Raw genomic sequence first — 20,498 nt, 5'->3', positions numbered from 1 at the left:
ATGCCGCCGCCGCAGCGGGCCGACGCACGCCGCAACTACGAGCGCATCCTGGCCGTGGCCAGCGAAGCCGTGGCCGAGAAGGGCGCCGACGCGTCCCTCGACGACATCGCGAAGAAGGCCGGCGTCGGGCCCGGCACGCTGTACCGGCACTTCCCGACCCGCCAGCACCTGCTCGACGCGGTCTTCCACGACCGGATCGTCCGGCTGCGCGACGAGGCCGCCCGGCTCCTGGACGAGGAGGCCGACCCGGTCGCCGCCCTGGCCACCTGGCTGCGGGCGTTCATCAAGCATCTGCAGCGGTACCGCGGCCTCTCCGACGCCCTCAAAGCGATCTACGACCACGGGGACCAGCTGATGATCGAGAGCCGGGACCTGCTGCGCTGGTCGGTCGGCGAGCTCCTGGGCCGGGCCCGGGCGGCGGGGCGGGTGCGCCCCGACATCGACGCCTCGGATCTGCTGCGCCTCGGCCACGGCGCCGGCATGGTGTGCGAGCCCGACGCCGCCGGTGACGCGCGGGCGGAGCGGTTCGTGAGCCTCCTCGTCGACGGTCTGACCGTCGGAAGCTCGACCAATCCTTGATCACGCCCGGTGGTGATGGTTCACAATCACCGCCATGGGTCTCGGCGAGTACGTCGGTATGTGGCGGGCGCGGCGGCGGCACCGGCGGATGCAGGAGCATCACAACCGCCGGCGCCGGCGGGACAACGACTGCCTGCCGGACTGCGACTTCTGCGACTGCGACTGCAGCCCGTTCATGCTCGGCTCGCTGCTGTCGCTGATGGCGGTCTCCGCGCCGCGCAGCGCACCGAAACGCACGACCACCGGGCCCGGCCGGGCCGGCATCGCGGCCATCCGCGGCTACCAGCGGATGATCTCGCCGCACCTGCCGATCCGCTGCCGCCAGGCGCCGTCGTGCAGCAACTACGGCCTGGAGGCGGTCCGCCGCTACGGCCTCGTCGAGGGCTCCCGGCTGACCGCGGCCCGGATCAGGCGGTGCAACCCGTCGACCCCGCGCGGGACGGTCGACCCCGTGCCCTGATACCGGCCGCGTCTCGCACCGCCGCCTACCAGGCGGCCGCCGCGATCAGCCGGTCGGTGACGGTCCGCGTCGGCTCCAGGTCGCAGCCCAGTACCGTCGCCACCGCGCCCCCGGCGGCCAGGGGCATCACGGCGGCGGTGGGGGTGGCGAACGGTTCGGCCGGCGCGGTGGTCAGCAGTGAGGCCAGGACCCGGGCGCCGGCCAGGGTGGCGGGGCCGCTCAGCGCGGACGGATCGGCGCCGACAGTGACGTCGCTGCGGTACCACGGGCGGCCGGCGCGGCGGGCCGTCGTGGACAACCGGATGTTTCCGGATGCTTCGGCGAACCGGCCGAACACCACCTCCTCGCGCCAGAGCAGAGCGCCGTCCGCGGCGAGGTCCACAATGGACAGGTTGTGGTGCCGGCAGCGGGCGGCGGCCACGATGGGCTCGGGCAGGTACGTGAGGGAGGCCGCCTCCCCCACGACCGCGTGCACCGACAGGGTCGACTCCGCGCCCGAGCGGGCGGGGAGCGCGATCGACGCGGCGACAGTACCCACGCGAAGTCTGGCTCCTGGACCCACCTCGATCTCCAGACTCAGGTCGTCGCCGCCCAGCGGGCCGGCCGCGCCGCCGACCAGGTGGACCTCGCCGGGGCCGGTCAGCCTGGGCAGGAGCGGCGCCTCGCCTTTGAGGACGCGCAGGACCGTGCGGCCGCCCGACAGTTCGGCGACGATGCGGGCGGCGGCCTTCATCGCCGGTCGTCGACGAGACCGACCAGTCCCCGGACCCACGCCTGCACCGGTTCGGCCGCGCGGTCCTCGACCAGGGACAGGAACACCGTCGGCAGATCGCCGCGGCGGGCCCGGGCGTCGCGGTCCATGACGCTCAGATCCGCGCCGACCAGCGGGGCCAGGTCGGTCTTGTTGATGACCAGCAGGTCGGCGGCGGTGACGCCGGGGCCGCCCTTGCGGGGGACCTTGTCGCCGCCGGCCACGTCGACCACGAAGATCTGCCGGTCGATGAGGCCCTTGCTGAAGGTGGCCGTGAGGTTGTCGCCGCCGCTCTCGACCAGGATCACGTCGAGCGGGCCGAGGCTCTCCTCCAGCTCCTCGATCGCGTCGAGGTTGGCGGAGATGTCGTCGCGGATCGCCGTGTGCGGGCAGCAGCCGGTCTCGACCGCGCGGATGCGTTCGGCCGGCAGGACGCCGTTGCGCAGCAGGAAGTCGGCGTCCTCGGTGGTGTAGATGTCGTTCGTCACCACCGCCAGGCGCAGATCCCCGGCCATCGACCGGCACAGCGCGGCGACCAGCGCCGTCTTGCCCGAGCCGACCGGGCCGCCGATCCCGATGCGCACGGCCCGCCGCGTCTGGGGCAGCGGGTGGTGCGGGTCGCCGTCGGGGTGCGGATGCGTGTGTTCGTGTTCAGCTGGCAAAGAGCCTTACCTCCCATGCGGCGTGGTCCTCGGCGGAGACGTCGAGCAGCGGCGCCGATGCCGCCGGCAGGTCTTCGACGGGGCCACGGGCGGATGACGCGGCCTCGCGGGCCACCTCGTCGCATTCGGCGCCGAGCTGGGCCAGGAGCGCGTTGACCTGGTACGGGTCGAGGCCCAGCAGGCGCACCGCGGCGCTCGCCGGGCCGGAGATGGCGTGGTACGCGGCGATCAGGGCGGCCTCCTCGGGCGTCAGTCCGGCCGCGTGGGCGGCGAGGCCGAGCGCGATCGGCTGCGCGGCCCTGCGCGCGTCCGCATCGGGCCAGACCACCGCCGCGGCCCGGCCCAGGGAGCGGCCCTGCCGGCGGGCGGCCAGGCGCAGGGCCGGTGACGGTGTCCGGGCGGCCAGCTCCTCCTCCAGGACCTCGACCGCGTCCGGGCGCGCGCACGCCGCCGCGGTGAAGGCGGCCGCGACCAGGCCCGCCGTGTGCAGGCGGCCGCGCAGGAACGCGCGCAGGTCGTCGAGGTCCGCGACGCGGCCGCGCGCCACCGCGGCCTCCAGGCCTCCCGAGTGCGCGTGGCCGCCGGAGGGGAAGCGGCCGTCGGCGAGGAGCAGGAAACTCGTGTGCATGGCTCAGAACAGGAAGTACCGTTGCGCCATCGGAAGCTCTTCGACCGGGTCCGGGTCGACGACCTCGCCATCGATGCGCACGGTGAAGGTGTCCGGCTCGACCTCGATGCGCGGGGTGGCGTCGTTGCGCGGGAGGTCGGCCTTGCCGATGGAGCGCGTGTCGGCGACGGGCGCGAGTCTCCTTCGCAGTCCCAGGCGCTCGGCCAGGCCGTCCTCGATCGCCGCCGGTGCGACGAACGCGAGGCTGGTCGCCGGGGCCGCCGCACCGTAGGCGCCGAACATGGGCCGGGACAGGATCGGCTGCGGGGTGGGGATCGAGGCGTTGGCGTCGCCCATCGCCCCCCACGCGATCGCGCCGCCCTTGATGACCACGTGCGGCCGCACCCCGAAGAACGCCGGGTCCCACAGGACCAGGTCGGCGAGCTTGCCGACGGCGACCGAGCCGACCTCGTGGTCGATGCCGGAAGCGACGGCCGGGCAGATGGTGTACTTCCCGATGTAGCGCTTGGCCCGCTCGTTGTCGGCCGCCCCGTCGCCCGCCAGGGCACCCCGGCGCCGCTTCATGACGTGCGCGGTCTGCCAGGTCCGCAGCACGACCTCGCCGACGCGGCCCATCGCCTGCGAGTCCGAGCCGATGATCGAGATCGCGCCGAGGTCGTGGAGGAGATCCTCGGCCGCCATCGTCGACGGCCGGATGCGGCTCTCGGCGAAGGCCAGGTCCTCGGGGACGCTCGGGTTGAGGTGGTGGCAGACGATGAGCATGTCGAGGTGCTCGCTGAGCGTGTTGCGCGTGTACGGGCGGGTCGGGTTGGTCGAGGACGGCAGCACGTTCGGGTGCGAGGCGACCGTGATGATGTCGGGCGCGTGCCCGCCGCCGGCGCCCTCGGTGTGATAGGCGTGGATGCTCCGGCCCGCGATCGCGCGCAGGGTCTCCTCGACGAAGCCGGCCTCGTTCAGCGTGTCCGTGTGGATGTTGACCTGGACACCGGAGGCGTCGGCGACGCGCAGGCAGGCGTCGATGGCGGCCGGGGTGGTACCCCAGTCCTCGTGCAGCTTGAACCCGCCGGCCCCGCCGCGCAGCTGCTCCCACATCGCCTCCTCGGAGACGGTGTTGCCCTTGCCCAGCAGCAGCACGTTGATCGGCCACGGGTCGAGGGCCTCGAGCATCCGGGCCAGGTGCCAGGAGCCGGGCGTGACCGTGGTCGCCTTGCTGCCCTCGGCCGGCCCGGTGCCGCCGCCGACGATCGTGGTGATCCCGCTGGCCAGGGCCTCCTCCAGGATCAGCGGCGCGATGAGGTGCACGTGGCAGTCGATCGCACCGGCCGTGAGGATCCGCCCGTTGCCGGCGATGATCTCCGTCGACGGCCCGATGACCAGCGCCGGGTCGACGCCGTCCATGATGTCGGGGTTGCCGGCCCGGCCGATCCCGGTGATGCGCCCGTCCCGGATGCCGACGTCGGCCTTCACGATGCCCCAGTGGTCGAGGATGATCGCTCCGGTGATGACCGTGTCGGGGGTACCGTCGGCACGGGTGGCCCGGGCCTGTCCCATGGACTCGCGGATGACCTTGCCCCCGCCGAAGACGGCCTCGTCCCCGCCGGCGCAGTGGTCCTGCTCCACCTGGATGAACAGATCGGTGTCGGCCAGCCGCACCCGGTCACCGGTCGTGGGGCCGTAGAGGTTTTTGTACCGCTGTCGCTCGATCTGGGTCACAACGCTCCCCCGGCCCTACCACGGAGACCGGGCACGATGCGGTTGCCGGCCAGCGGTACCAATGTGATGGCTTTTGCGACGCCCGGCTCGAAGCGGACCGAGGTGCCCGCGGGAACGTCGAGGCGGTGGCCCCAGGCGGCCTCGCGATCGAACTCGAGAGCGTCGTTGGCCTCAGCGAAGTGATAGTGCGAGCCGACCTGCACCGGCCGGTCGCCCGTGTTGCGCACCGTCAGCGTCCGGGTTTCCCGCCCGGCGTTGATCTCCACCGGCCCGTCGCCGGGGATGACCTCGCCCGGGATCACGGGATCGGGTGGTGAACGGTCACGAGCTTCGTGCCGTCCGGGAACGTCGCCTCCACCTGCACCTCCACCAGCATCTCGGGGACGCCCTCGAGGACGTCGGCGCGGCCGAGCACGTGCCGCCCGGCCTCCATCAGGTCGACCACGGTCCGCCCGTCCCGCGCGCCCTCGAGCAGGAACGCGGTGATGATCGCGACGGCCTCCGGGTAGTTCAGCGTGAGCCCGCGGTCCTTGCGGCGCTGGGCCACGTCGGCGGCGACGTGGATCAGCAGGCGCTCCTGTTCATGGCGGCTCAGGAACAACGTGCCCTCCCGTTCGAGGCGGTGGCGGCCGATGCTGCCAGTCCGATGTTTCCTCCGGATTACCGCCCCGCGCAGCGCATTCGGGTGAATCCGATGCGTACTGCCTGGGGTTGAACGGCAAAAGGCGGTGCAACAAGGGCGTGTTAGGCTCGCGACGCCTCACTACCTGGAGAGTTGGCGCATGAGCAATCACCGGTCGGTCGTCATCAACGGGGACCTCGGCAGCGGCAAGTCCACCGTCTCGGTCGAGCTCGCGACCAGGCTCGGGCTGCGCCGCATCAGCGTCGGCGACATGTACCGGGAGATGGCCCAGCGCCGCGGCATGACCGCCCTGCAGCTCAACCTCCACGCCGAGCTCGACGACGCCATCGACAGCGCCGTGGACAACCTCCAGACCGAGATCGCGCAGTCCGGTGAGCAGCTCATCGTCGACAGCCGGCTGGCCTGGTTCTTCTTCCACGAGGCGTTCAAGGTCCACCTCATCACGGAGCCGACCGAGGCCGCCCGCCGCGTCCTGGGCCGCCCCCACTCCGACGTCGAGAACTACGCCTCCCTCGACGAGGCCAAGCGCAACCTGCACAGCCGCAGCGAGAGCGAGCGGATGCGCTTCCTGACCCGATACGGCGCGGACAAGTACAAACTGCGCAACTACGACCTGGTGGCCGACAGCACCCGCGCCACCCCCGACGAGGTCGTCTCCGCCGTGCAGGCCGCCTTCGAGGGCCGCCTCGGCTCCGAGATCCTCCGCGAGCGCCCGCCGCTGCTCCTGCTGGACCCGAAGCGGGTCTACCCGACCCGCCGCATCGACTTCGCCGACGAGACCCTGGCCCAGGAGCTGGCCGGCGCCGCCCCCGCCGACCTGGAGCCACTCACCATCGGCCACAGCGGCCAGGACTACTACGTGATCGACGGCCACCGCCGCCTGAGCGCCGCGGTGCAGAACGGCTCCCACCTGGTCTGCGGGCTCCTGCTCGCGGAGAACGAGGAGTCGGTGACCAACCGCCTCAGCGCGAACGACTACTTCCGCACCCACGTCACCCCGGACGTCGTCGAAACCTGGGAGCGGGTCCACAAGATGGCCCTCCCGGTCCCCGTCTCCGCCTGATCCCGGCCACGCTCCGCACCGTCCTTCAGCGCGCCCCCCGATAAGTCGGGCGCTTCGCGCCGCGACTTATCGGATTTATCCGGCGCTGGGCGACAAGTCCGAAATGACAAACTAGCGAAGCGCCCGACATTTCGGACTGAAGCCCGAAATTTCGTCAACTCAGCGAGTCATAACGGCGCGCGTGGCTTGTGCGATCGCGGAACGCCCGGCCGGCGCTGGCTCGAACCTGCGCGCAGTAGCCGAGCGTGTAGTAGCCGATCAAGCCCACTGGCAGGCGACGGCATTGACCGCATCGTCTACCTCAAAGGCGCTGGTCGCGGCCCACAACGTCGACCTGACGCCACGTTCACGCGCTCCTACACGCACCGTGAAGAGAAGGGCACCGACGTCACGTGGCGGCGCATCACCCGGCCAACTCGTCGCGCGAGTAGGAGCTCGGCACGCTGCGAAGCTTCCGGACCAAGTCGGGGACCCGCTCAACTCGTGGGCCGCCGGGGTTTGTGCGCGTCCTACTGCGCCGCCGACTCCAGCCCGTTGACCTCGACCACGACGGACTCGGCGGCGGCCACGGCCTCCGCGGCCACCATGACCTCGATCGCGGCCAGCGGCTCGACCGCCGCGAGGGTCTCCATGGCCGTGCGCCGACGGCAGATCCGAGCCCGCCGAGGCTCAGCCGCCCCAAGCGCCTCCACCGCCACGACGTCGACAACCACGACGTCAGCAGCATCGCGAGCGGCAGCGGCGGAGGCGGCGTGGCGCTTCCAGAGTCGCGCGGCCAGGCCCAGCAGCGGCGCGCCGGCCACGAACAGCAGCGCGGCCGCGGCGATCAGCAGCAGCGGCAGCCAGGACGAGTCGGCGATGGCCTCGCCGCCGAAGTGGCCGAGCAGCGCGCCGTAGCTGGCCCAGAGGACCGCCGCGACCACGTCGTAGGAGGCGAAGCGGCGGGTCGAGACGCCGTTGCGGCCCGCGTAGACGGCGGTGATCATGCGGCCGGCGGGGACGAAGCGGCAGAAGAGGACGGCCAGGAAGATGTGGCGTTGCATGGCGTCGTTGAGGCGGGCGGTGATCTTGGCCGCGCGGCGGGGCAGGCGGCTGGGGCGGCGCTCGCCGCGGCGGGCCAGGCGGCGGCCGACGAGGAAGGCCAGCAGGTCGCCGGCGATGACGCCGGCGGCGCCGGAGAGGACCAGCAGGAGCAGCTGGACGTGGCCGGAGGAGGAGAGGATGCCGCCGCCGATCATGAGGGCCTGCGCCGGTACGACCGGGATGAAGGCGTCGACCGTGAGCAGGACGAGCACCGTCGCGTAGAGCACACCCGGCGCGGACACCAGGTCCAGCACCGTGCTCACCATCTCGGACACGCCATGGCCCGGCCCCCTACCCCGAAACGAACGCTTCCCCCGTTGACCATGGCAACACGGCCGCACCCGACTCCATGCCCAACTGCAGACGATTGTGTCCCGGGTCTCCTTTGAGAATGCTGTGAACACGCATACCCGCAGGTGGGAAACGGTCGGGTGTCAGCCGAGGGTCTCGTGGACGAAGCACCACCGCCACGCCTCACCCGGCTCGATCGACTGCATCACCGGGTGGTGGTCGACCAGGTAGTGCTGGGTGGCGTGGCGGCGCGGCGAGGAGTCGCAGCAGGCGACGTGGCCGCAGGCCAGGCACTGGCGCAGGTGTACCCAGTCGGTGAACCCGCCCTCCACGCACTCCGGGCAGCCCTCCACGACCGGCGGCGGGAGTTGCTCCGCCGCCGACAGATGCACGCAGGTCACAGGTCTCCTCGCTCCAGCAATGACTCTTCCAGGTCCATGTCGCGCTGCGCCTGGCGCAGGGTCTCCTCGGGGATCCGGCCGCTGTCGCGGGCGGTGCGGAACACCTCGCGCTCGGCGTCCAGCATCTCGCGGCGCAGCCGGGCGTACGCGGCGGACGGCGTTTCCCGGTCCGCCCGCCCCAGCCGCTCCCACGCCATGTTGGAGCGCGACAGGGCCATCTGGCGCAGCCGCTCGACCACGCCGTCGGGCGCGTCGCCGGCGACCTCCTCCAGCCGCGCCTTGCCGGCCCGCGACGCCTCGTGCTGGACCGACGCCTCCGCCAGGGCGTCCTCGGTCCGGTCGTCGCCAGGCACCTTCAGCCAGCGCGCCACCGTGGGCAGCGTGGCCCCCTGGAGCACGAGGGTGGCGACGATGACGCCAAAAGCCAAAATCACGAAGAGCCCGCGGGGGTACTCGTGCCCGTTCGGCAGCGCCGCGGGGAGTGAAAGAGCGGCGGCGAGGGTGACCGCGCCCCGCATCCCGGCCCAGGAGATGACGGCCGGGCCGGCCAGCGACGGCGACGGGTCCCGGCGGCGCACGCGCGGGAAGAGCCGCGTGAGGTACGTGGTGGGGAACAGCCACACGATCCGCGCCACGATCACCACGCCGACGACCGCGGCCAGCGCGCCCATCGTGAACGCGAACGAGCGCTCCACGTCCGCGACGAGCGCCCGCAGCTGCAGGCCGACCAGCAGGAAGACCGCCCCTTCGAGGAGGAACTTCACCATCCGCCAGAAGGCGTCCATCTGCAGCCGGGACGCGGCCGACATCAGCGTGGGCATGCGGTGGCCCAGGGAGAGGCCGCAGACGACGACCGCGACGACGCCGGAGGCGTGCACGGACTCGGCGGGCAGGAACACCACCCAGGGGGTGAGCAGCGACACCGCGTTGTCGATGAGCGGGTTGCTGACCCGCTTGTGCACGAACCCGACGAGCAGGCCGCCGGCCACCCCGATCGCGACGCCCCCGATGACCGCGATGGAGGCCGTCTTGGTGATCGACCAGGCGTCCATCGCCTCGCCGATCGCGGCGGCCACCGCGACCCGCAGCGTGACCAGGGCGGTCGCGTCGTTGATGAGGCTCTCACCCTCGAGCACGGTCACGACCCGCCGCGGGAGCCCGATCCGCCGGGCGACCGCGGTGGCCGCGACCGCGTCGGGTGGTGCGACGACGGCGCCAAGGGCGAAACACATCGCCAGGGGTACCTGCGGCAGCAGCATCTGCAGCGTGAACCCGACGGCGGCGGTCGTGAACAGCACCAGCCCGACGGCCAGCAGCAGGATCGGGCGCAGGTTGAACTTGAACGCGGGCACCGAGGTCTCCAGCGCCGCCACGTAGAGGATCGGGGGCAGGATGCCCAGCAGCACCACCTCGGGGTCGAGCTCGATCTCCAGCAGCCCCGGGATGAAGGAGATCCCGATGCCGACGACGACCAGCAGGATCGGCGACAGCACCCCGATCCGGCGCGCCAGAACCGAGGTGGCGACCACAACCGCGATGAGACCAACGACGTTCTCGAGCCCGTGCACGCGCGAAAGCTTATCCACGCCGCCGAACGCCGCCATGACGAGTGACGCCCACCACACGACCGCGCGGCCGACCGGCGTGTCACCCTCCTGACCGGGGCGGGGTCACCCGGGAGCGACCGGTGCGTGCGTTCACCCGGGCGGGCCTGAGAGACTTCACCCGCACATGCAGCCAGCCGCGACGTAGGGGAGGATCAGCCTCATGTGTGCCGCGCGGCAAATAGCTGACCCTTCCGGGCGGCGGTGAGCATGGCCGACGTCAGCACGACCGTGGATCTCCGGGGCCGGCGTATCGGGCCGTTCGCCGGTGAGCGAATCCGCGTGCTGCTGGTCGAGGACGACCCGGGCGACGCGTTCCTGGTCCGTGAGCTGCTCGCGGAGGCCGCAGCGCCGTTCGACGTGGAGATCGCGCAGACCATGCGCGAGGCCCGGCCCCGCTTCCGCGACGTGCACTGCATCCTGCTCGACCTCGGGCTGCCCGACGCGAGCGGCCTGGACGGGCTGCGCCAGGTGCTCCAGCACGTGTCGGGCGCCGCCGTCTGCGTGCTCACCGGGCTCGAGGACGAGCATCTCGGCACCGCCGCCGTCGCCGAGGGCGCGCAGGACTACCTGGTCAAGGGCTCGGTCGACGGGGCCGGGCTGACCCGGGCGGTGCGCTACGCGGTCGAGCGCAAGCGGGCCGACGAGCAGGCCCGGCTCCTGCGCGAGTCCGAGCTGCGCCAGGCCGAGTCGTCCCGCCTCGAGCGCGGGCTGCTCCCCCAGCCGCTGATGCGCGACGTGCCGGCCGAGCTGTTCAACATCTACCGGCCGGGCCGCGACCGGGCGCTGCTCGGCGGCGACTTCTTCGACGCGATCGGGGTCGACGGCGGCCGGCGGCTGCACCTGCTCATCGGCGACGTCTGCGGGCACGGGGTCGACGAGGCCCCGCTCGGTGTCGCGCTGCGGGTCGCCTGGCGGGCCCTGGTCCTGGCGGGCGTGCCCGAGGACCAGGTCCTCGACTCGCTGGAGCAGGTCCTGGTGGCCGAGCGGCGCACCGACGAGCTGTTCGCGACCGTGGCCGTGGCCACCGTCGACTTCGACGCCAACACGGCCCGCATCCGGCTGGCCGGCCACCCGCCGCCGATCCTGCTGTCGGGCGACCGGGCGGCACCGTGCAACGTCGACCCGGGCCTGGTCCTGGGCGTGATCCTGGGCATGCCGCGCCCGGCCGCCGAGGTGCCGCTGGGCCCGCCCGGGCAGTGGTCCCTGCTCATGTACACCGACGGCCTGATCGAGGGCATGGCCGGTCCCGACGCCGACCCCAGCGACCGCCTCGGCGTCGAGGGCCTGTGCCGGGTGCTCGAGACCCCGCTGCGGGCCGAGCCCCGCGACCTGCCCGGCTGGCTCGCCCTGCAGGCCGAGGCACACAACGGCGGCCCGGTCTCCGACGACATCGCCGTACTCGTCCTGACCCCCTCCTCTTCGCCGAACTCATCGAGGACCGCATGAACCCGTCCGGCTGGTCGCTCTGGCGGCGCATCACCTCGCTGTGCGCGGTCGTCGCCGGCCTGCTCGTCGTGATCGCGATCGGCGCCACCGGGACCGCCGCCGCCAACCGCAGCGAGACCGAGCAGGTGATGGACCGCCTGACGCCGGCCCTGGTCAACGCCGAGCGGCTCTACTCGCAGCTGCTGCGCCAGCAGTCCAGCGTCCGTACCTACCTGCTCACCGGCAAGGACTCCGACCTCGACAGCTACCGCGACGGGCAGGCGCAGGAGGCCGCGATCCTCACCGCGACGCGCGGACAGCTCACGGGCGAGACCCGGCTGCTCGCCGCCGTCGACGACATCGCCGCCGCCACCGCACGGTACCGCCGCGAAATCACCGAACCGCTGATCAACCGGACCCGCACCGAAGGGGTGAACCAGGACACCGCCGCGCCGACCGACCAGTCGCGGGCCGTCTACAACGAGGCGGCCGGGCGGATCAACGCGCTGTCGGGGCAGCTCGAGCGGCGCCGTGACGAGGTCACCGGGCAGGTCCGCACCTCCGGCAACCTGCTGGTCCTGCTGCTCATCTTCGCCGCCGTCGTGGTCGTGGTGGCCGGCGTGGTGCTGGCGTTGCTGCTCCGGCGGCTCATCACCCGCCCCGTCACGGACCTGGCCAAAGAGGTCAGGCGGGTGGCGGGCGGCGACTACGAGTACCAAATCCGCAGCTCTGGACCCCCGGAACTGGCGGAACTGGCCGGCGACGTCGACGCCATGCGCCGGCGGATCAACGCCGACCTCACCGACGTGCAGGAAGCGCGGCGGCTGGTCGAGGAGGCCAACCGGATGCTGGAGCAGCAGGCGGCCGAGCTGACCCGGTCCAACCGCGACCTCGAGCAGTTCGCCTACGTCGCCAGCCACGACCTGCAGGAGCCGCTGCGCAAGGTGGCGAGCTTCTGCCAGCTGCTGCAGCGGCGATACTCGGGCCAGCTCGACGAGCGCGCCGACCAGTACATCGGCTTCGCGGTCGACGGCGCCCAGCGGATGCAGCGGCTGATCAACGACCTGCTCGCGTTCTCCCGCATCGGCCGGCTGACGAACGGCTTCACCGAGGTCGACCTCAACAAGGTCGTCCTCGACGCGTCGGGCCAGTTCGACGCCCAGCGCGAGGCCACCGAGGCCGAGATCATCTTCACCGACCTCCCGGCCGTACGCGGCGAGGAGCCCCTGCTCGGCGCCCTGTTCAGCAACCTGATCGGCAACGCGATCAAGTTCCGCCGCCCGGGTGTCCCGCCCCGGATCGTGATCGACAGCAAGCCACTGGACGACACCGAGTTCGAGATCACCGTGGAGGACAACGGCATCGGCATCGAGCCCGAGTTCGCCGACAAGGTCTTCGTGATCTTCCAGCGTCTGCATGCCAAAGAGACGTATCCGGGTACGGGCATTGGCCTGGCGATCGCGAAGAAGATCGTCGAGTATCACGGCGGCCGCATCTGGATCGATCCGGACCATCGCGAAGGTACGCTGTTCCGGTTCACGCTGCCTGTGCCCGCCCCCGTTCCCGCCCTTGCTGAGGAGCCCGCCGCATGACCGCCCCCATGGAGTCGTCCCTGCCGATCGAGGTACTGCTGGTCGAGGACGACCCGGGCGACGTACTCATGACGCAGGAGGCGTTCGAGGAGCACAAGGTCCGCAACAAGCTCAACGTCGTGCAGGACGGCGAGGAGGCCCTGGCCTACCTGCGCCGCGAGGGCAAGTACGCCGACGCCCCCCGCCCCGACCTGATCCTGCTGGACCTCAACCTCCCCCGCGTGGACGGCCGCGAGGTGCTAGGCGTGATCAAAGAGGACCAGGACCTACGCCGAATCCCGGTCGTAGTCCTGACCACCTCCCAGGCCGACGAGGACATCCTGCGCAGCTACTCCCTGCACGCCAACGCCTACGTCACGAAGCCGGTCGACTTCGACAGCTTCATCGCCGTGGTACGCCAAATCGACGAATTCTTCGTCTCCGTCGTGAAGCTCCCCCCGCGCAGCTGAAACTGTACTTTCCAGAAGCCTGAGGGGGAGACACGTCTCCACCCACACCCCCTCATGATCTCCGCCCACCGCGCCGGGCCACAGGTGGTGACCTGCGCTGATTCCGTTGCTCGCCCGCGATCGGCTCGCCTTGCGCGGCGGACACTTGCCCGCCGATCAGGCCAATCGTTTTTGTGCTCCTCGGCCAGATGGTGCCTCTAGGCCAGCTTCGATATGTCGGGCGCTTCCCACGCGGATCCGGGCCGATCGTGTTCGCGCTCGCGGGCCAGCCGACACGTGGGCCAGCCGTACACGTGGGCCAGCCGTACACGCGGGCCAGCCGTACACGCGGGCCAGCCGCGCACGCGGGCCAGCCGTACACGCGGGCCAGCCGCGCACGCGAGCCAGCCGTACACGCGGGCCAGCCGCGCACGCGAGCCAGCCGCGCACGCGAGCCAGCCGCGCACGCGAGCCAGCCGCGCACGCGAGCCAGCCGCGCACGCGAGCCAGCCGCGCACGCGAGCCAGCTTCGATTTGTCGGGCGCTCCGCTAGCCCGACAAATCGGATTTATACCCCGACGGGGGATACACGCATTTCGTGCTCTCCTACCGGTTTCTTATGCATACTTGTCCCGGCCGGCGAGCGGTATGCGCACCGGCCGGGTCAGACCTTCAAAAGGTCAGCTTGAGCGTCACGCCGCGATTTGCGAGACCTTCGACAGCAGCAGCGCCTCGGCAATACAAACCCGCTCGAACTCGGCCAGGTGCAGGCTTTCGTTCGGCCCGTGCGCGATCGTTTCCGGGTCCTCGACACCGGTCACGAGGATGGCGGCCTTCGGGAACATCTCCTGGAACGTCGCGATGAAGGGGATCGAACCCCCTATTCCCATGTCGACCGGCTCGGCCCCGTCCCAGGCGGCCGTGAACGCGGCCCGCGCCGCGTCGTACGCCGGCCCGGTGGCGTCGATCGTGCACGGCTCACCCAGCTGCTCGAGCTCAATGGTCACCTGCGCCCCCCACGGCGCGTGCCGTTGCAGGTGGTCGGTGACCGCCTCGTACACCCGCTGCGCCGAGTCCCCGGGCGCGATCCGCACGCTGAACTTCGCCTTGGCCCGCGGGATGAGTGCGTTGGGCGCGCCGGCGGTGGCGGGCGCGTCGATCCCGAGGATGGAGATCGAGGGCCGGGTCCAGAGCCGCTCGACCAGCCGCCCGGACCCGATGAACTCGACCCCGTCGAGCATGCCGGCCTCTTCCCGGAACCGCTCGAGGGGGTAGTCGAGCGGCGCGGAGGGCGTGCTCAGCAGCCCTTCGACGGCCACGTCGCCGTTGTCGTCGTGGAGGCTGGCGATGAGCCGCGACAGGCTGATCAACGCGTCGGGCACGGCCCCGCCGAACTGCCCGCTGTGTACGGCGTTCTCGAGCACCCGCACCTCGACGAACCCGTTGACGATCCCCCGCAGGCCGGTGGTCAGGGCCGGTTGCCCGATGTCCCAGTTGCCGGAGTCGGCGATGACGATGACGTCGGCGGCGATGTCGTCGCGGTACTCCCGGAGCAGGTCCTCCAGCGACTCCGACCCGTACTCCTCTTCACCCTCGATGAACACCACCACCCCGACGGGCAGGTCGTCCCCGAAGGCGCGCAGCGCGGCGACGTGCGCCATCACGCCGGCCTTGTCGTCGGCCACACCCCGCGCGTAGAGCCGCCCGTCCCGCTCGACGGGCTCGAACGGGTCGCTGCGCCACTGCGACAGATCCCCGACGGGCTGGACGTCGTGGTGCGCGTACAACAGCACGGTGGGCGCCCCCGCCGGCGCCGGCTTGCGCCCGATGACCGCCGGCTGCCCACCTTTGCGCACGATCCGCACGTCCGGCAGCCCGGCGCCCCGGAGCAGCTCCGCGACAGCGTCAGCGGACCGCTCGACGTGGCTGTGGTCGAACCCGGCGAACGCGATCCCGGGAATCCGGACCAGCGCTTCGAGATCGGCACGGACCCCAGGCATCTCCCGCCGGATCGCGGCACGGAGCTCTTCCTCACTTCGCACTGTCATAGCCAGAACTTACTGCGCACCGCCCTCCCCCGCCGCCGGTGCCCCATTCCCACCGAGGACACCGCCATCAACCACCCCCAGCGCCCACCGCCGCGCCGCAAAGCACTCAACACTCAACACCCGGCCGCTGCCCCAGCCCAAGGCACCCGCTCCCGCAGACCCACCGCCACGCCGCGGAGCACTCACCACCCAGCACCCGACCGCCGCCAGCCCACAGCACCCCGCCACCCGCAGACCAACCGCCGCGCCGCGCCGCACTCACCACCCAGCACCCGACCACCGCCAGCCCACAGCACCCCGCCACCCGCAGACCCACCGCCGCGCCGCACCGCGCCGCACTCAGCACCCAGCACTCGGCCGCCGCCCAGCCCGAAGCAGCCGGCCACACGCCCGCCAAGAATCCGAGCGTTCCGGCGCGACAATTCCCCGCCGGAACGCCCAACGCCTAACGCGGACCGCCCAACGACCAACGCCCAACGCCCAACGCCGACCGCCGACCGCCGACCGCCGAAGCGTTCAGGCTTCCGCCCGCCCGCCCGTCGAAGCGTCGAGGCCTACGCCCGTCCCTCGAAGCGTCTAGGCCTCCGCCCGCCCGTTCCCCCCGTCCGAGCTGTCCCCGCGCATCCAGCCCCGCATCCGGCCCGCACCCGCCCCGACCCAGCCGCCGACGTCCGCCGCCCCGTCGCCCAGCTTCCGCAGCAGCGACACCAGCGGGTCCTGCGACCGGCTGAACGCCTCCCGATACGACGCCGCGGCCGCCTTGATCTCGTCGGTCACCGAGGCGTTGCCGTCGTCGTCCCGCCGCGGGTACTCGCCGGACAGAATCCGCGCGTACTCCCCGCTGTCGATCCACGCCCGCACCTCCGCAGCCCGCGCGACCGGCATCGGGTGGGACCGAGCGGTCACCATGCGGATCTTGATCAGGCTGTCGCGGAGGTCGCCGGCCCGGTCGAACTCGGCCGCCTGCTCCAGGAACGCCGTCGTGTCGACCTCGGACAGGTCGCCGCCGCCGGCCAGCTTCATCGCCAGCCGCAGCGACGCGGCCGGGTCCTGGCAGGCGAGCAGGCCCGCGCGGTCGGCGGACAGCTCGGCCTTGCGCCACCACTCCATGAGGGCCGCGACGATCGCGCGCAGGACCATCGAGCCGACGGGCAGCCAGGCCAGCCGGATCGCCCAGTCCGTGAGGATCAGGACCATCGTCCGATACACCGCGTGCCCGCTGATCAGATGCCCGAGCTCGTGCCCGAGCATGCAGCGCAGCTCGTCGTCGTCGAGCAGCTCCACCGAACCGGAGTTGACCACGATGAACGGCTTCGACATGCCGATGCACATGCCGTTGATGGACCGGTCCTGCTGCACGAACAGCTCCGGCAGCTCGGCCACGTCCAGCGAGGCGGCCGCCTCGGCGAGCAGCCGGTGCACGCGCGGATACTGCCGGTGGTCGACCCGGATCGCATTGCCCAGGAACTGCAGCCGCCACGCCCGCTCGTTCCACAGCGCGTGGAGCGACTTGAGCACGTCGTCGAACCCGCGCAGCTCCCGCAGCGCGACCAGGGCACCCCGGTCGGCCGGGTGCTCCCAGGCCCGCGAGCTGATGCCGGTCAGCACCACCCGCCGCCGTGCCGGAGGATTGCTGTTCTGTGCCTCGTCAGTGCTCATCGCTCTGCTCCTCCCCGTCCGGCCCACTCATCGGATCGTCCCCCAGTGTTGCGCGGGCCGACAACCCGCCCGGGCCGATGATGTACTCAATCTCCGCGTCATGTGCCTCCACCGGCGCCGCGTCGACCAGCACATCGACGAATTCGGCAGTGCGGTCCTCGGCGAAATGCCCGTCCTCGCCGGCCATCCACCGCTCCCACTCGCCCCGCAACGCCTCACCGTCGCGCTCCAGCCCTCGCCGCAGCCGCAGCTCCCGCGGCGCCGTGACCAGCACCCCGAGGGTCAGGTCAGCCCGCACCGCCGCCGACGCGCTCCCGACCCCCTCGACCACGAGAAAGTCGGGCGGCTCGACCGGCGTCCACTCGTCGACGAGCCGCTGCGCCTCCCAGTCGTACCGCCGATAAGCCCCCGCGCCGCCCCGGCGCAACGGCTCGAAGACCCACTCACGCATCCGCGGCTGCCAGGCGAGCAGCTTCGCCCACCCGTCGAGCAGGTCATCGGTGTGCAGGACGGTCACCCGCCGGGTCCGCCCCAGCTCGCGGGCCAGCCGCCCGGCGAACGTGGTCTTCCCGGACCCGGCCCGCCCGTCGACGCCGACGAGCCGTACCGCTCCCAGCCGGGCCGGCCGCTCCAGCACCGTCGCGGCCAGTTCCCGGTATGTCCCCCTGCTCATCGAACCCCCACCGTGATCGTCGGCAGCCCGTCCGGTGCCCCGTCCTCGATCAACCGCCGCAGCGCCGCCGTGTCCAGGTGCTCCTCGACCAGATCGCCCAGCACGTCGACGGTCCGCTCGCGCAGCGCCGCGAACGATATGTCCGGCGCGACCGTGAACCCGGACCGCCCGGCCAGCCGCGCCGCCTCGGTCAGGAACACCCGCCGGAACTCGTCCGACTCGAACGCCCCGTGCCAGTGCGTGCCGAACACATTCCCGGCGACCGCCCCCTCGCCGGTGCCGTCCGGCAGCCGGATCAGCGGCCGCTCCGCACTCCGGGTGACCTGCCCATGATGGATCTCGTACCCCCGCACCGGCACCCCGTCGAACGCCGTCCCCCGCGGCAGCGCCAGGGTCTTCCGCTCGGCGAACGCGATGTCGACGGGCAGCAGCCCGAGCCCGGCCACACTGCCGCGCCGGCTCTCCACGTCGTCGTCGATGCGCTCGGCCAGCATCTGGAACCCGCCGCAGATCCCCAGCACCGGCCGCCCGGACTTGGCGTGCCGCACGATCGCGTCGGCCAGCCCGCGCTCCCGCAGCCAGGCCAGATCGTCCACAGTGGACTTGCTGCCCGGCACGACGACCAGGTCGACGTCGGCCAGGTCGGCGGCCTCCACCGTCAGCCGCACCTGCACTCCAGGCTCGCACGCCAGCGCCTCCGCGTCCGTCGCGTTGGACAGCCGGGGCAGCCGCACGACCGCCACCCGCAGCCACTGACTCCCCCGGGCCGGCCCGGGCCGCCCCAGCACCCGCCCGTCATACGCGAGCGAGTCCTCGGCGTCGAGCCACAGGTCATAGGACCACGGCACCACCCCGAACGTCGGCCGCCCCGTGAGCTCGGTCAACTGCTCCACCCCCGGCCGCAGCAGCCCCGCATCGCCGCGGAACTTGTTGATGACGAACCCGCTGACCAGCGCCTGATCCTCGGCGTCGAGCAGCGCGACCGTCCCGAACAGCGCCGCGAACACCCCGCCCCGGTCGATGTCCCCGACCACGATCACGGGCAGGTCGGCCGCCCGCGCCAGCCCCATGTTGGCCAGGTCCATCGCCCGCAGGTTGATCTCCGCCGGGCTGCCCGCCCCCTCGCAGATCACCACGTCGTGCCGCCGGCGCAGGTCCGCGAGCGTCTCCAGCACCGTCCCCCGCAGCCGGTCCTTGATCTCCGCGTAGTTGGCGGCGCCGATGTGCCCGACCGCCTGCCCGAGCACGATGACCTGGCTGCGCCGATCCGAGCCGGGCTTGAGCAGCACGGGATTGAACCGGACGCTCGGCGCCAGCCCGCACGCGACCGCCTGCAATGCCTGCGCCCGCCCGATCTCACCGCCGGTGCCGTCCGGCTCGATCGCCACCGCCGAGTTGTTCGACATGTTCTGTGCCTTGAACGGAGCCACGTTGACCCCCTGCCGATGCAGCCATCGGCAGATCCCCGCCGTCAGCAGACTCTTGCCCGCATCCGACGTCGTTCCCGCGACGAGCAGACCACCTTTGCGTTCCACGCCGCCATTCTGGCCCGCCGGTCCGACAAAAAAGCCGCCCGACCACAATCGGTAGTCAAAGAAATTCGAAGCGTCACATCAGCGCGACCGACCCAAAACTTGTCAGAGCCCCCCGGTACGTTCGCGGCATGAAATTCTTGGCAGGCGCCCGCTCCGACGCGATCGGCATCGCCCTCGGCGCGCTCCTCGACGCGCTCTTCGGCGACCCCCGCCGATGGCATCCGGTTGCGGGCTTCGGCCGCTTCGCCGGCACCCTCGAGCGCCGCCTCTACGCGGACAACCGGCCCGCCGGCGCCCGCTTCACAGCCGTGGCGGTCGGCGCACCGGTGCTGGCCGCACTGGCCGCCACCCGCGCGACCCGAGACCGCCCGCTGGCCAGGACGGCCCTGATGGCCGCGGCGACCTGGTCGGCCTTGGGCGGCACCAGCCTGGCCCGCGAGGGCCGCGTCATGGCCGCCCGTCTGTCCGCGGGTGACCTGCCGGCCGCCCGCGCCCAGTTACCCAACCTGTGCGGCCGCGACCCATCCGCCCTCGACCCCCCGGAGCTGGCCCGGGCCACGGTCGAGTCCCTGGCCGAAAACACGTCCGACGCCGTCGTCGCCCCGCTCTTCTGGGCCGCGGTCGCCGGAGTCCCCGGCCTTATCGGATACCGAGCCGTGAACACACTCGATGCCATGGTGGGTCACCGTTCAAACCGATATGCCCGCTTTGGTACAGCCAGTGCCCGCCTCGACGACGCGGCCAACCTGATCCCAGCTCGCCTGACCGCAGTCCTCACAGTAGCGGCCGCGCCACTGATCGGAGGCCGCCCGTCCGAGGCCCTGCGCGTCTGGTGGCGCGACGGCTCCCACCACCCGAGCCCCAACTCGGGCCAGTGCGAGTCAGCGGCAGCCGGCGCCCTGGGCGTGCGCCTCGGCGGCCGCAACGTCTACGGCACCCGCGTCGAGGAACGCCCCCACCTGGGCGACGGCGCACCGCCGACCCCGGCCGACGTACGCCGAGCCGCCACCCTCACCGTCGCCGTGGGCACCGCCGCAGTCGCCCTGGCCACCCTGACCCGCCTGGCCACCGCCCGCCGCCGCCGTCGCCGTCGCCGAAAACCCACAAGCGGAGCGAGCAGGCCCGACGGCCGAGGCGACGACTGAAGGACACGATTCGGATACGGAGAGCCGGGGACGGAGGTGAATATGGACACATATAAGTGGCTGCGGCTGGGAAGCAGCGCGGGAGATGTGCTTCTAGCAAGCAGATGGCGCA

The 20,498-nt window shown here is 72.0% G+C and carries 20 protein-coding genes; 7 read left to right on the top strand and 13 right to left on the bottom strand.

All coding sequences use genetic code 11. The features are described from left to right. Together ACIA8L_RS05325 and yidD are read left to right on the top strand one after the other, a co-directional pair. Positions 1 to 579 (top strand): TetR/AcrR family transcriptional regulator, encoded by a 579-nt coding sequence (locus ACIA8L_RS05325; protein WP_395900626.1) that lies wholly within the window; start codon positions 1 to 3, stop codon positions 577 to 579. 34 nt (positions 580 to 613) lie between these two features. Beyond that, positions 614 to 1,039, top strand: a complete 426-nt coding sequence (yidD, locus tag ACIA8L_RS05320; protein ID WP_395900624.1) for a membrane protein insertion efficiency factor YidD — start codon at positions 614 to 616, stop codon at positions 1,037 to 1,039. A gap of 25 nt (positions 1,040 to 1,064) precedes the next feature. On the opposite strand, the gene ACIA8L_RS05315 is transcribed toward yidD, so the two are convergent. The 6 genes from ACIA8L_RS05315 to ACIA8L_RS05290 are packed head-to-tail and all read right to left on the bottom strand — an operon-like array spanning position 1,065 to position 5,394. Further along, positions 1,065 to 1,772, bottom strand: a complete 708-nt coding sequence (locus ACIA8L_RS05315) for an urease accessory protein UreD (RefSeq protein WP_395900622.1) — start codon at positions 1,770 to 1,772, stop codon at positions 1,065 to 1,067. After that, positions 1,769 to 2,452, bottom strand: a complete 684-nt coding sequence (gene ureG / locus ACIA8L_RS05310) for an urease accessory protein UreG (protein ID WP_395900620.1) — start codon at positions 2,450 to 2,452, stop codon at positions 1,769 to 1,771. Before ureG ends, ACIA8L_RS05315 begins: the two co-directional genes overlap by 4 nt. Continuing rightward, positions 2,442 to 3,080 carry an urease accessory protein UreF gene (locus tag ACIA8L_RS05305; RefSeq protein ID WP_395900618.1) on the bottom strand — a complete coding sequence of 213 codons (639 nt, stop codon included), beginning with the start codon at positions 3,078 to 3,080 and terminating at the stop codon, positions 2,442 to 2,444. The genes ureG and ACIA8L_RS05305 overlap by 11 nt, the downstream gene beginning before the upstream one ends. Positions 3,081 to 3,083: 3 nt before the next feature. Then, entirely contained in the window at positions 3,084 to 4,793 is a 1,710-nt protein-coding gene (locus ACIA8L_RS05300) for an urease subunit alpha (RefSeq protein ID WP_395900616.1), read from the bottom strand. Further along, entirely contained in the window at positions 4,790 to 5,095 is a 306-nt protein-coding gene (locus ACIA8L_RS05295) for an urease subunit beta (RefSeq protein WP_395900614.1), read from the bottom strand. The genes ACIA8L_RS05300 and ACIA8L_RS05295 overlap by 4 nt, the downstream gene beginning before the upstream one ends. Further along, the gene (locus ACIA8L_RS05290; protein WP_395900612.1) at positions 5,092 to 5,394 is read right to left on the bottom strand and encodes an urease subunit gamma; all 303 of its coding nucleotides are present in this window, start codon (positions 5,392 to 5,394) and stop codon (positions 5,092 to 5,094) included. The genes ACIA8L_RS05295 and ACIA8L_RS05290 overlap by 4 nt, the downstream gene beginning before the upstream one ends. 181 nt (positions 5,395 to 5,575) lie before the next feature. On the opposite strand from ACIA8L_RS05290, the gene ACIA8L_RS05285 reads away from it, so the two are divergent. Further along, positions 5,576 to 6,499: an AAA family ATPase gene (locus ACIA8L_RS05285; RefSeq protein WP_395900610.1), complete on the top strand. Its 924-nt coding sequence runs from the start codon at positions 5,576 to 5,578 to the stop codon at positions 6,497 to 6,499. A 509-nt stretch (positions 6,500 to 7,008) separates the two neighbouring features. Here ACIA8L_RS05285 and ACIA8L_RS05280 read toward each other — a convergent pair. The 3 genes from ACIA8L_RS05280 to ACIA8L_RS05270 form a co-directional block, all read right to left on the bottom strand. Next, positions 7,009 to 7,848, bottom strand: coding sequence for a DedA family protein (locus ACIA8L_RS05280; protein ID WP_395900608.1), 840 nt, complete (start codon positions 7,846 to 7,848; stop codon positions 7,009 to 7,011). A gap of 168 nt (positions 7,849 to 8,016) precedes the next feature. Further along, positions 8,017 to 8,274: a UBP-type zinc finger domain-containing protein gene (locus tag ACIA8L_RS05275; RefSeq protein WP_395900606.1), complete on the bottom strand. Its 258-nt coding sequence runs from the start codon at positions 8,272 to 8,274 to the stop codon at positions 8,017 to 8,019. Then, complete coding sequence (locus ACIA8L_RS05270; protein ID WP_395900604.1) at positions 8,271 to 9,842, bottom strand: Na+/H+ antiporter; 1,572 nt, start codon at positions 9,840 to 9,842, stop codon at positions 8,271 to 8,273. Before ACIA8L_RS05270 ends, ACIA8L_RS05275 begins: the two co-directional genes overlap by 4 nt. A 246-nt stretch (positions 9,843 to 10,088) precedes the next feature. Between ACIA8L_RS05270 and ACIA8L_RS05265 the strand changes: the two genes are divergently transcribed. Genes ACIA8L_RS05265 through ACIA8L_RS05255 form a run of 3 tightly spaced genes read left to right on the top strand, consistent with a single transcriptional unit; the run spans position 10,089 to position 13,347 of the window. Continuing rightward, positions 10,089 to 11,327 (top strand): PP2C family protein-serine/threonine phosphatase, encoded by a 1,239-nt coding sequence (locus ACIA8L_RS05265; protein WP_395901736.1) that lies wholly within the window; start codon positions 10,089 to 10,091, stop codon positions 11,325 to 11,327. Next, entirely contained in the window at positions 11,324 to 12,898 is a 1,575-nt protein-coding gene (locus ACIA8L_RS05260; RefSeq protein ID WP_395900602.1) for an ATP-binding protein, read from the top strand. Before ACIA8L_RS05265 ends, ACIA8L_RS05260 begins: the two co-directional genes overlap by 4 nt. Beyond that, complete coding sequence (locus ACIA8L_RS05255) at positions 12,895 to 13,347, top strand: response regulator (protein ID WP_395900600.1); 453 nt, start codon at positions 12,895 to 12,897, stop codon at positions 13,345 to 13,347. The genes ACIA8L_RS05260 and ACIA8L_RS05255 overlap by 4 nt, the downstream gene beginning before the upstream one ends. 671 nt (positions 13,348 to 14,018) lie before the next feature. On the opposite strand, the gene ACIA8L_RS05250 is transcribed toward ACIA8L_RS05255, so the two are convergent. From ACIA8L_RS05250 to ACIA8L_RS05235, 4 genes are all read right to left on the bottom strand, one after another. Further along, positions 14,019 to 15,374 carry a dipeptidase gene (locus ACIA8L_RS05250; protein ID WP_395900598.1) on the bottom strand — a complete coding sequence of 452 codons (1,356 nt, stop codon included), beginning with the start codon at positions 15,372 to 15,374 and terminating at the stop codon, positions 14,019 to 14,021. A gap of 576 nt (positions 15,375 to 15,950) precedes the next feature. Next, the gene (locus tag ACIA8L_RS05245; RefSeq protein WP_395900596.1) at positions 15,951 to 17,033 is read right to left on the bottom strand and encodes a M48 family metallopeptidase; all 1,083 of its coding nucleotides are present in this window, start codon (positions 17,031 to 17,033) and stop codon (positions 15,951 to 15,953) included. Then, a complete protein-coding gene (locus ACIA8L_RS05240) occupies positions 17,023 to 17,706 on the bottom strand; it encodes a uridine kinase (protein WP_395900594.1) in 684 nt (227 codons plus the stop codon). The genes ACIA8L_RS05245 and ACIA8L_RS05240 overlap by 11 nt, the downstream gene beginning before the upstream one ends. Beyond that, entirely contained in the window at positions 17,703 to 19,241 is a 1,539-nt protein-coding gene (locus ACIA8L_RS05235) for a cobyric acid synthase (RefSeq protein WP_395900592.1), read from the bottom strand. Before ACIA8L_RS05235 ends, ACIA8L_RS05240 begins: the two co-directional genes overlap by 4 nt. Positions 19,242 to 19,369: 128 nt before the next feature. Here ACIA8L_RS05235 and ACIA8L_RS05230 point away from each other — a divergent pair, with 128 nt between their 5' ends. Then, entirely contained in the window at positions 19,370 to 20,386 is a 1,017-nt protein-coding gene (locus tag ACIA8L_RS05230; protein WP_395900590.1) for a cobalamin biosynthesis protein, read from the top strand. The last annotated feature ends 112 nt before the right edge of the window (positions 20,387 to 20,498 follow it).

The sequence above is a fragment of the Dactylosporangium sp. NPDC051541 genome, assembly GCF_044454505.1.
Lineage (GTDB): Bacteria > Actinomycetota > Actinomycetes > Mycobacteriales > Micromonosporaceae > Dactylosporangium.
This window is presented reverse-complemented; position numbering and strand designations above follow the sequence as displayed.

Bases quoted from the DNA above. Each gene is read 5' to 3' on its own strand.
- ACIA8L_RS05280 (WP_395900608.1), bottom strand. From the start codon at position 7,848: ATGGTGAGCACGGTGCTGGACCTGGTGTCCGCGCCGGGTGTGCTCTAC.
- ACIA8L_RS05230 (WP_395900590.1), top strand. From the start codon at position 19,370: ATGAAATTCTTGGCAGGCGCCCGCTCCGACGCGATCGGCATCGCCCTC.
- ACIA8L_RS05285 (WP_395900610.1), top strand. From the start codon at position 5,576: ATGAGCAATCACCGGTCGGTCGTCATCAACGGGGACCTCGGCAGCGGC.
- ACIA8L_RS05245 (WP_395900596.1), bottom strand. From the start codon at position 17,033: ATGAGCACTGACGAGGCACAGAACAGCAATCCTCCGGCACGGCGGCGG.
- ACIA8L_RS05255 (WP_395900600.1), top strand. From the start codon at position 12,895: ATGACCGCCCCCATGGAGTCGTCCCTGCCGATCGAGGTACTGCTGGTC.
- yidD (WP_395900624.1), top strand. From the start codon at position 614: ATGGGTCTCGGCGAGTACGTCGGTATGTGGCGGGCGCGGCGGCGGCAC.
- ACIA8L_RS05305 (WP_395900618.1), bottom strand. From the start codon at position 3,080: ATGCACACGAGTTTCCTGCTCCTCGCCGACGGCCGCTTCCCCTCCGGC.
- ACIA8L_RS05260 (WP_395900602.1), top strand. From the start codon at position 11,324: ATGAACCCGTCCGGCTGGTCGCTCTGGCGGCGCATCACCTCGCTGTGC.
- ACIA8L_RS05250 (WP_395900598.1), bottom strand. From the start codon at position 15,374: ATGACAGTGCGAAGTGAGGAAGAGCTCCGTGCCGCGATCCGGCGGGAG.
- ACIA8L_RS05315 (WP_395900622.1), bottom strand. From the start codon at position 1,772: ATGAAGGCCGCCGCCCGCATCGTCGCCGAACTGTCGGGCGGCCGCACG.
- ACIA8L_RS05325 (WP_395900626.1), top strand. From the start codon at position 1: ATGCCGCCGCCGCAGCGGGCCGACGCACGCCGCAACTACGAGCGCATC.
- ACIA8L_RS05265 (WP_395901736.1), top strand. From the start codon at position 10,089: ATGGCCGACGTCAGCACGACCGTGGATCTCCGGGGCCGGCGTATCGGG.
- ACIA8L_RS05240 (WP_395900594.1), bottom strand. From the start codon at position 17,706: ATGAGCAGGGGGACATACCGGGAACTGGCCGCGACGGTGCTGGAGCGG.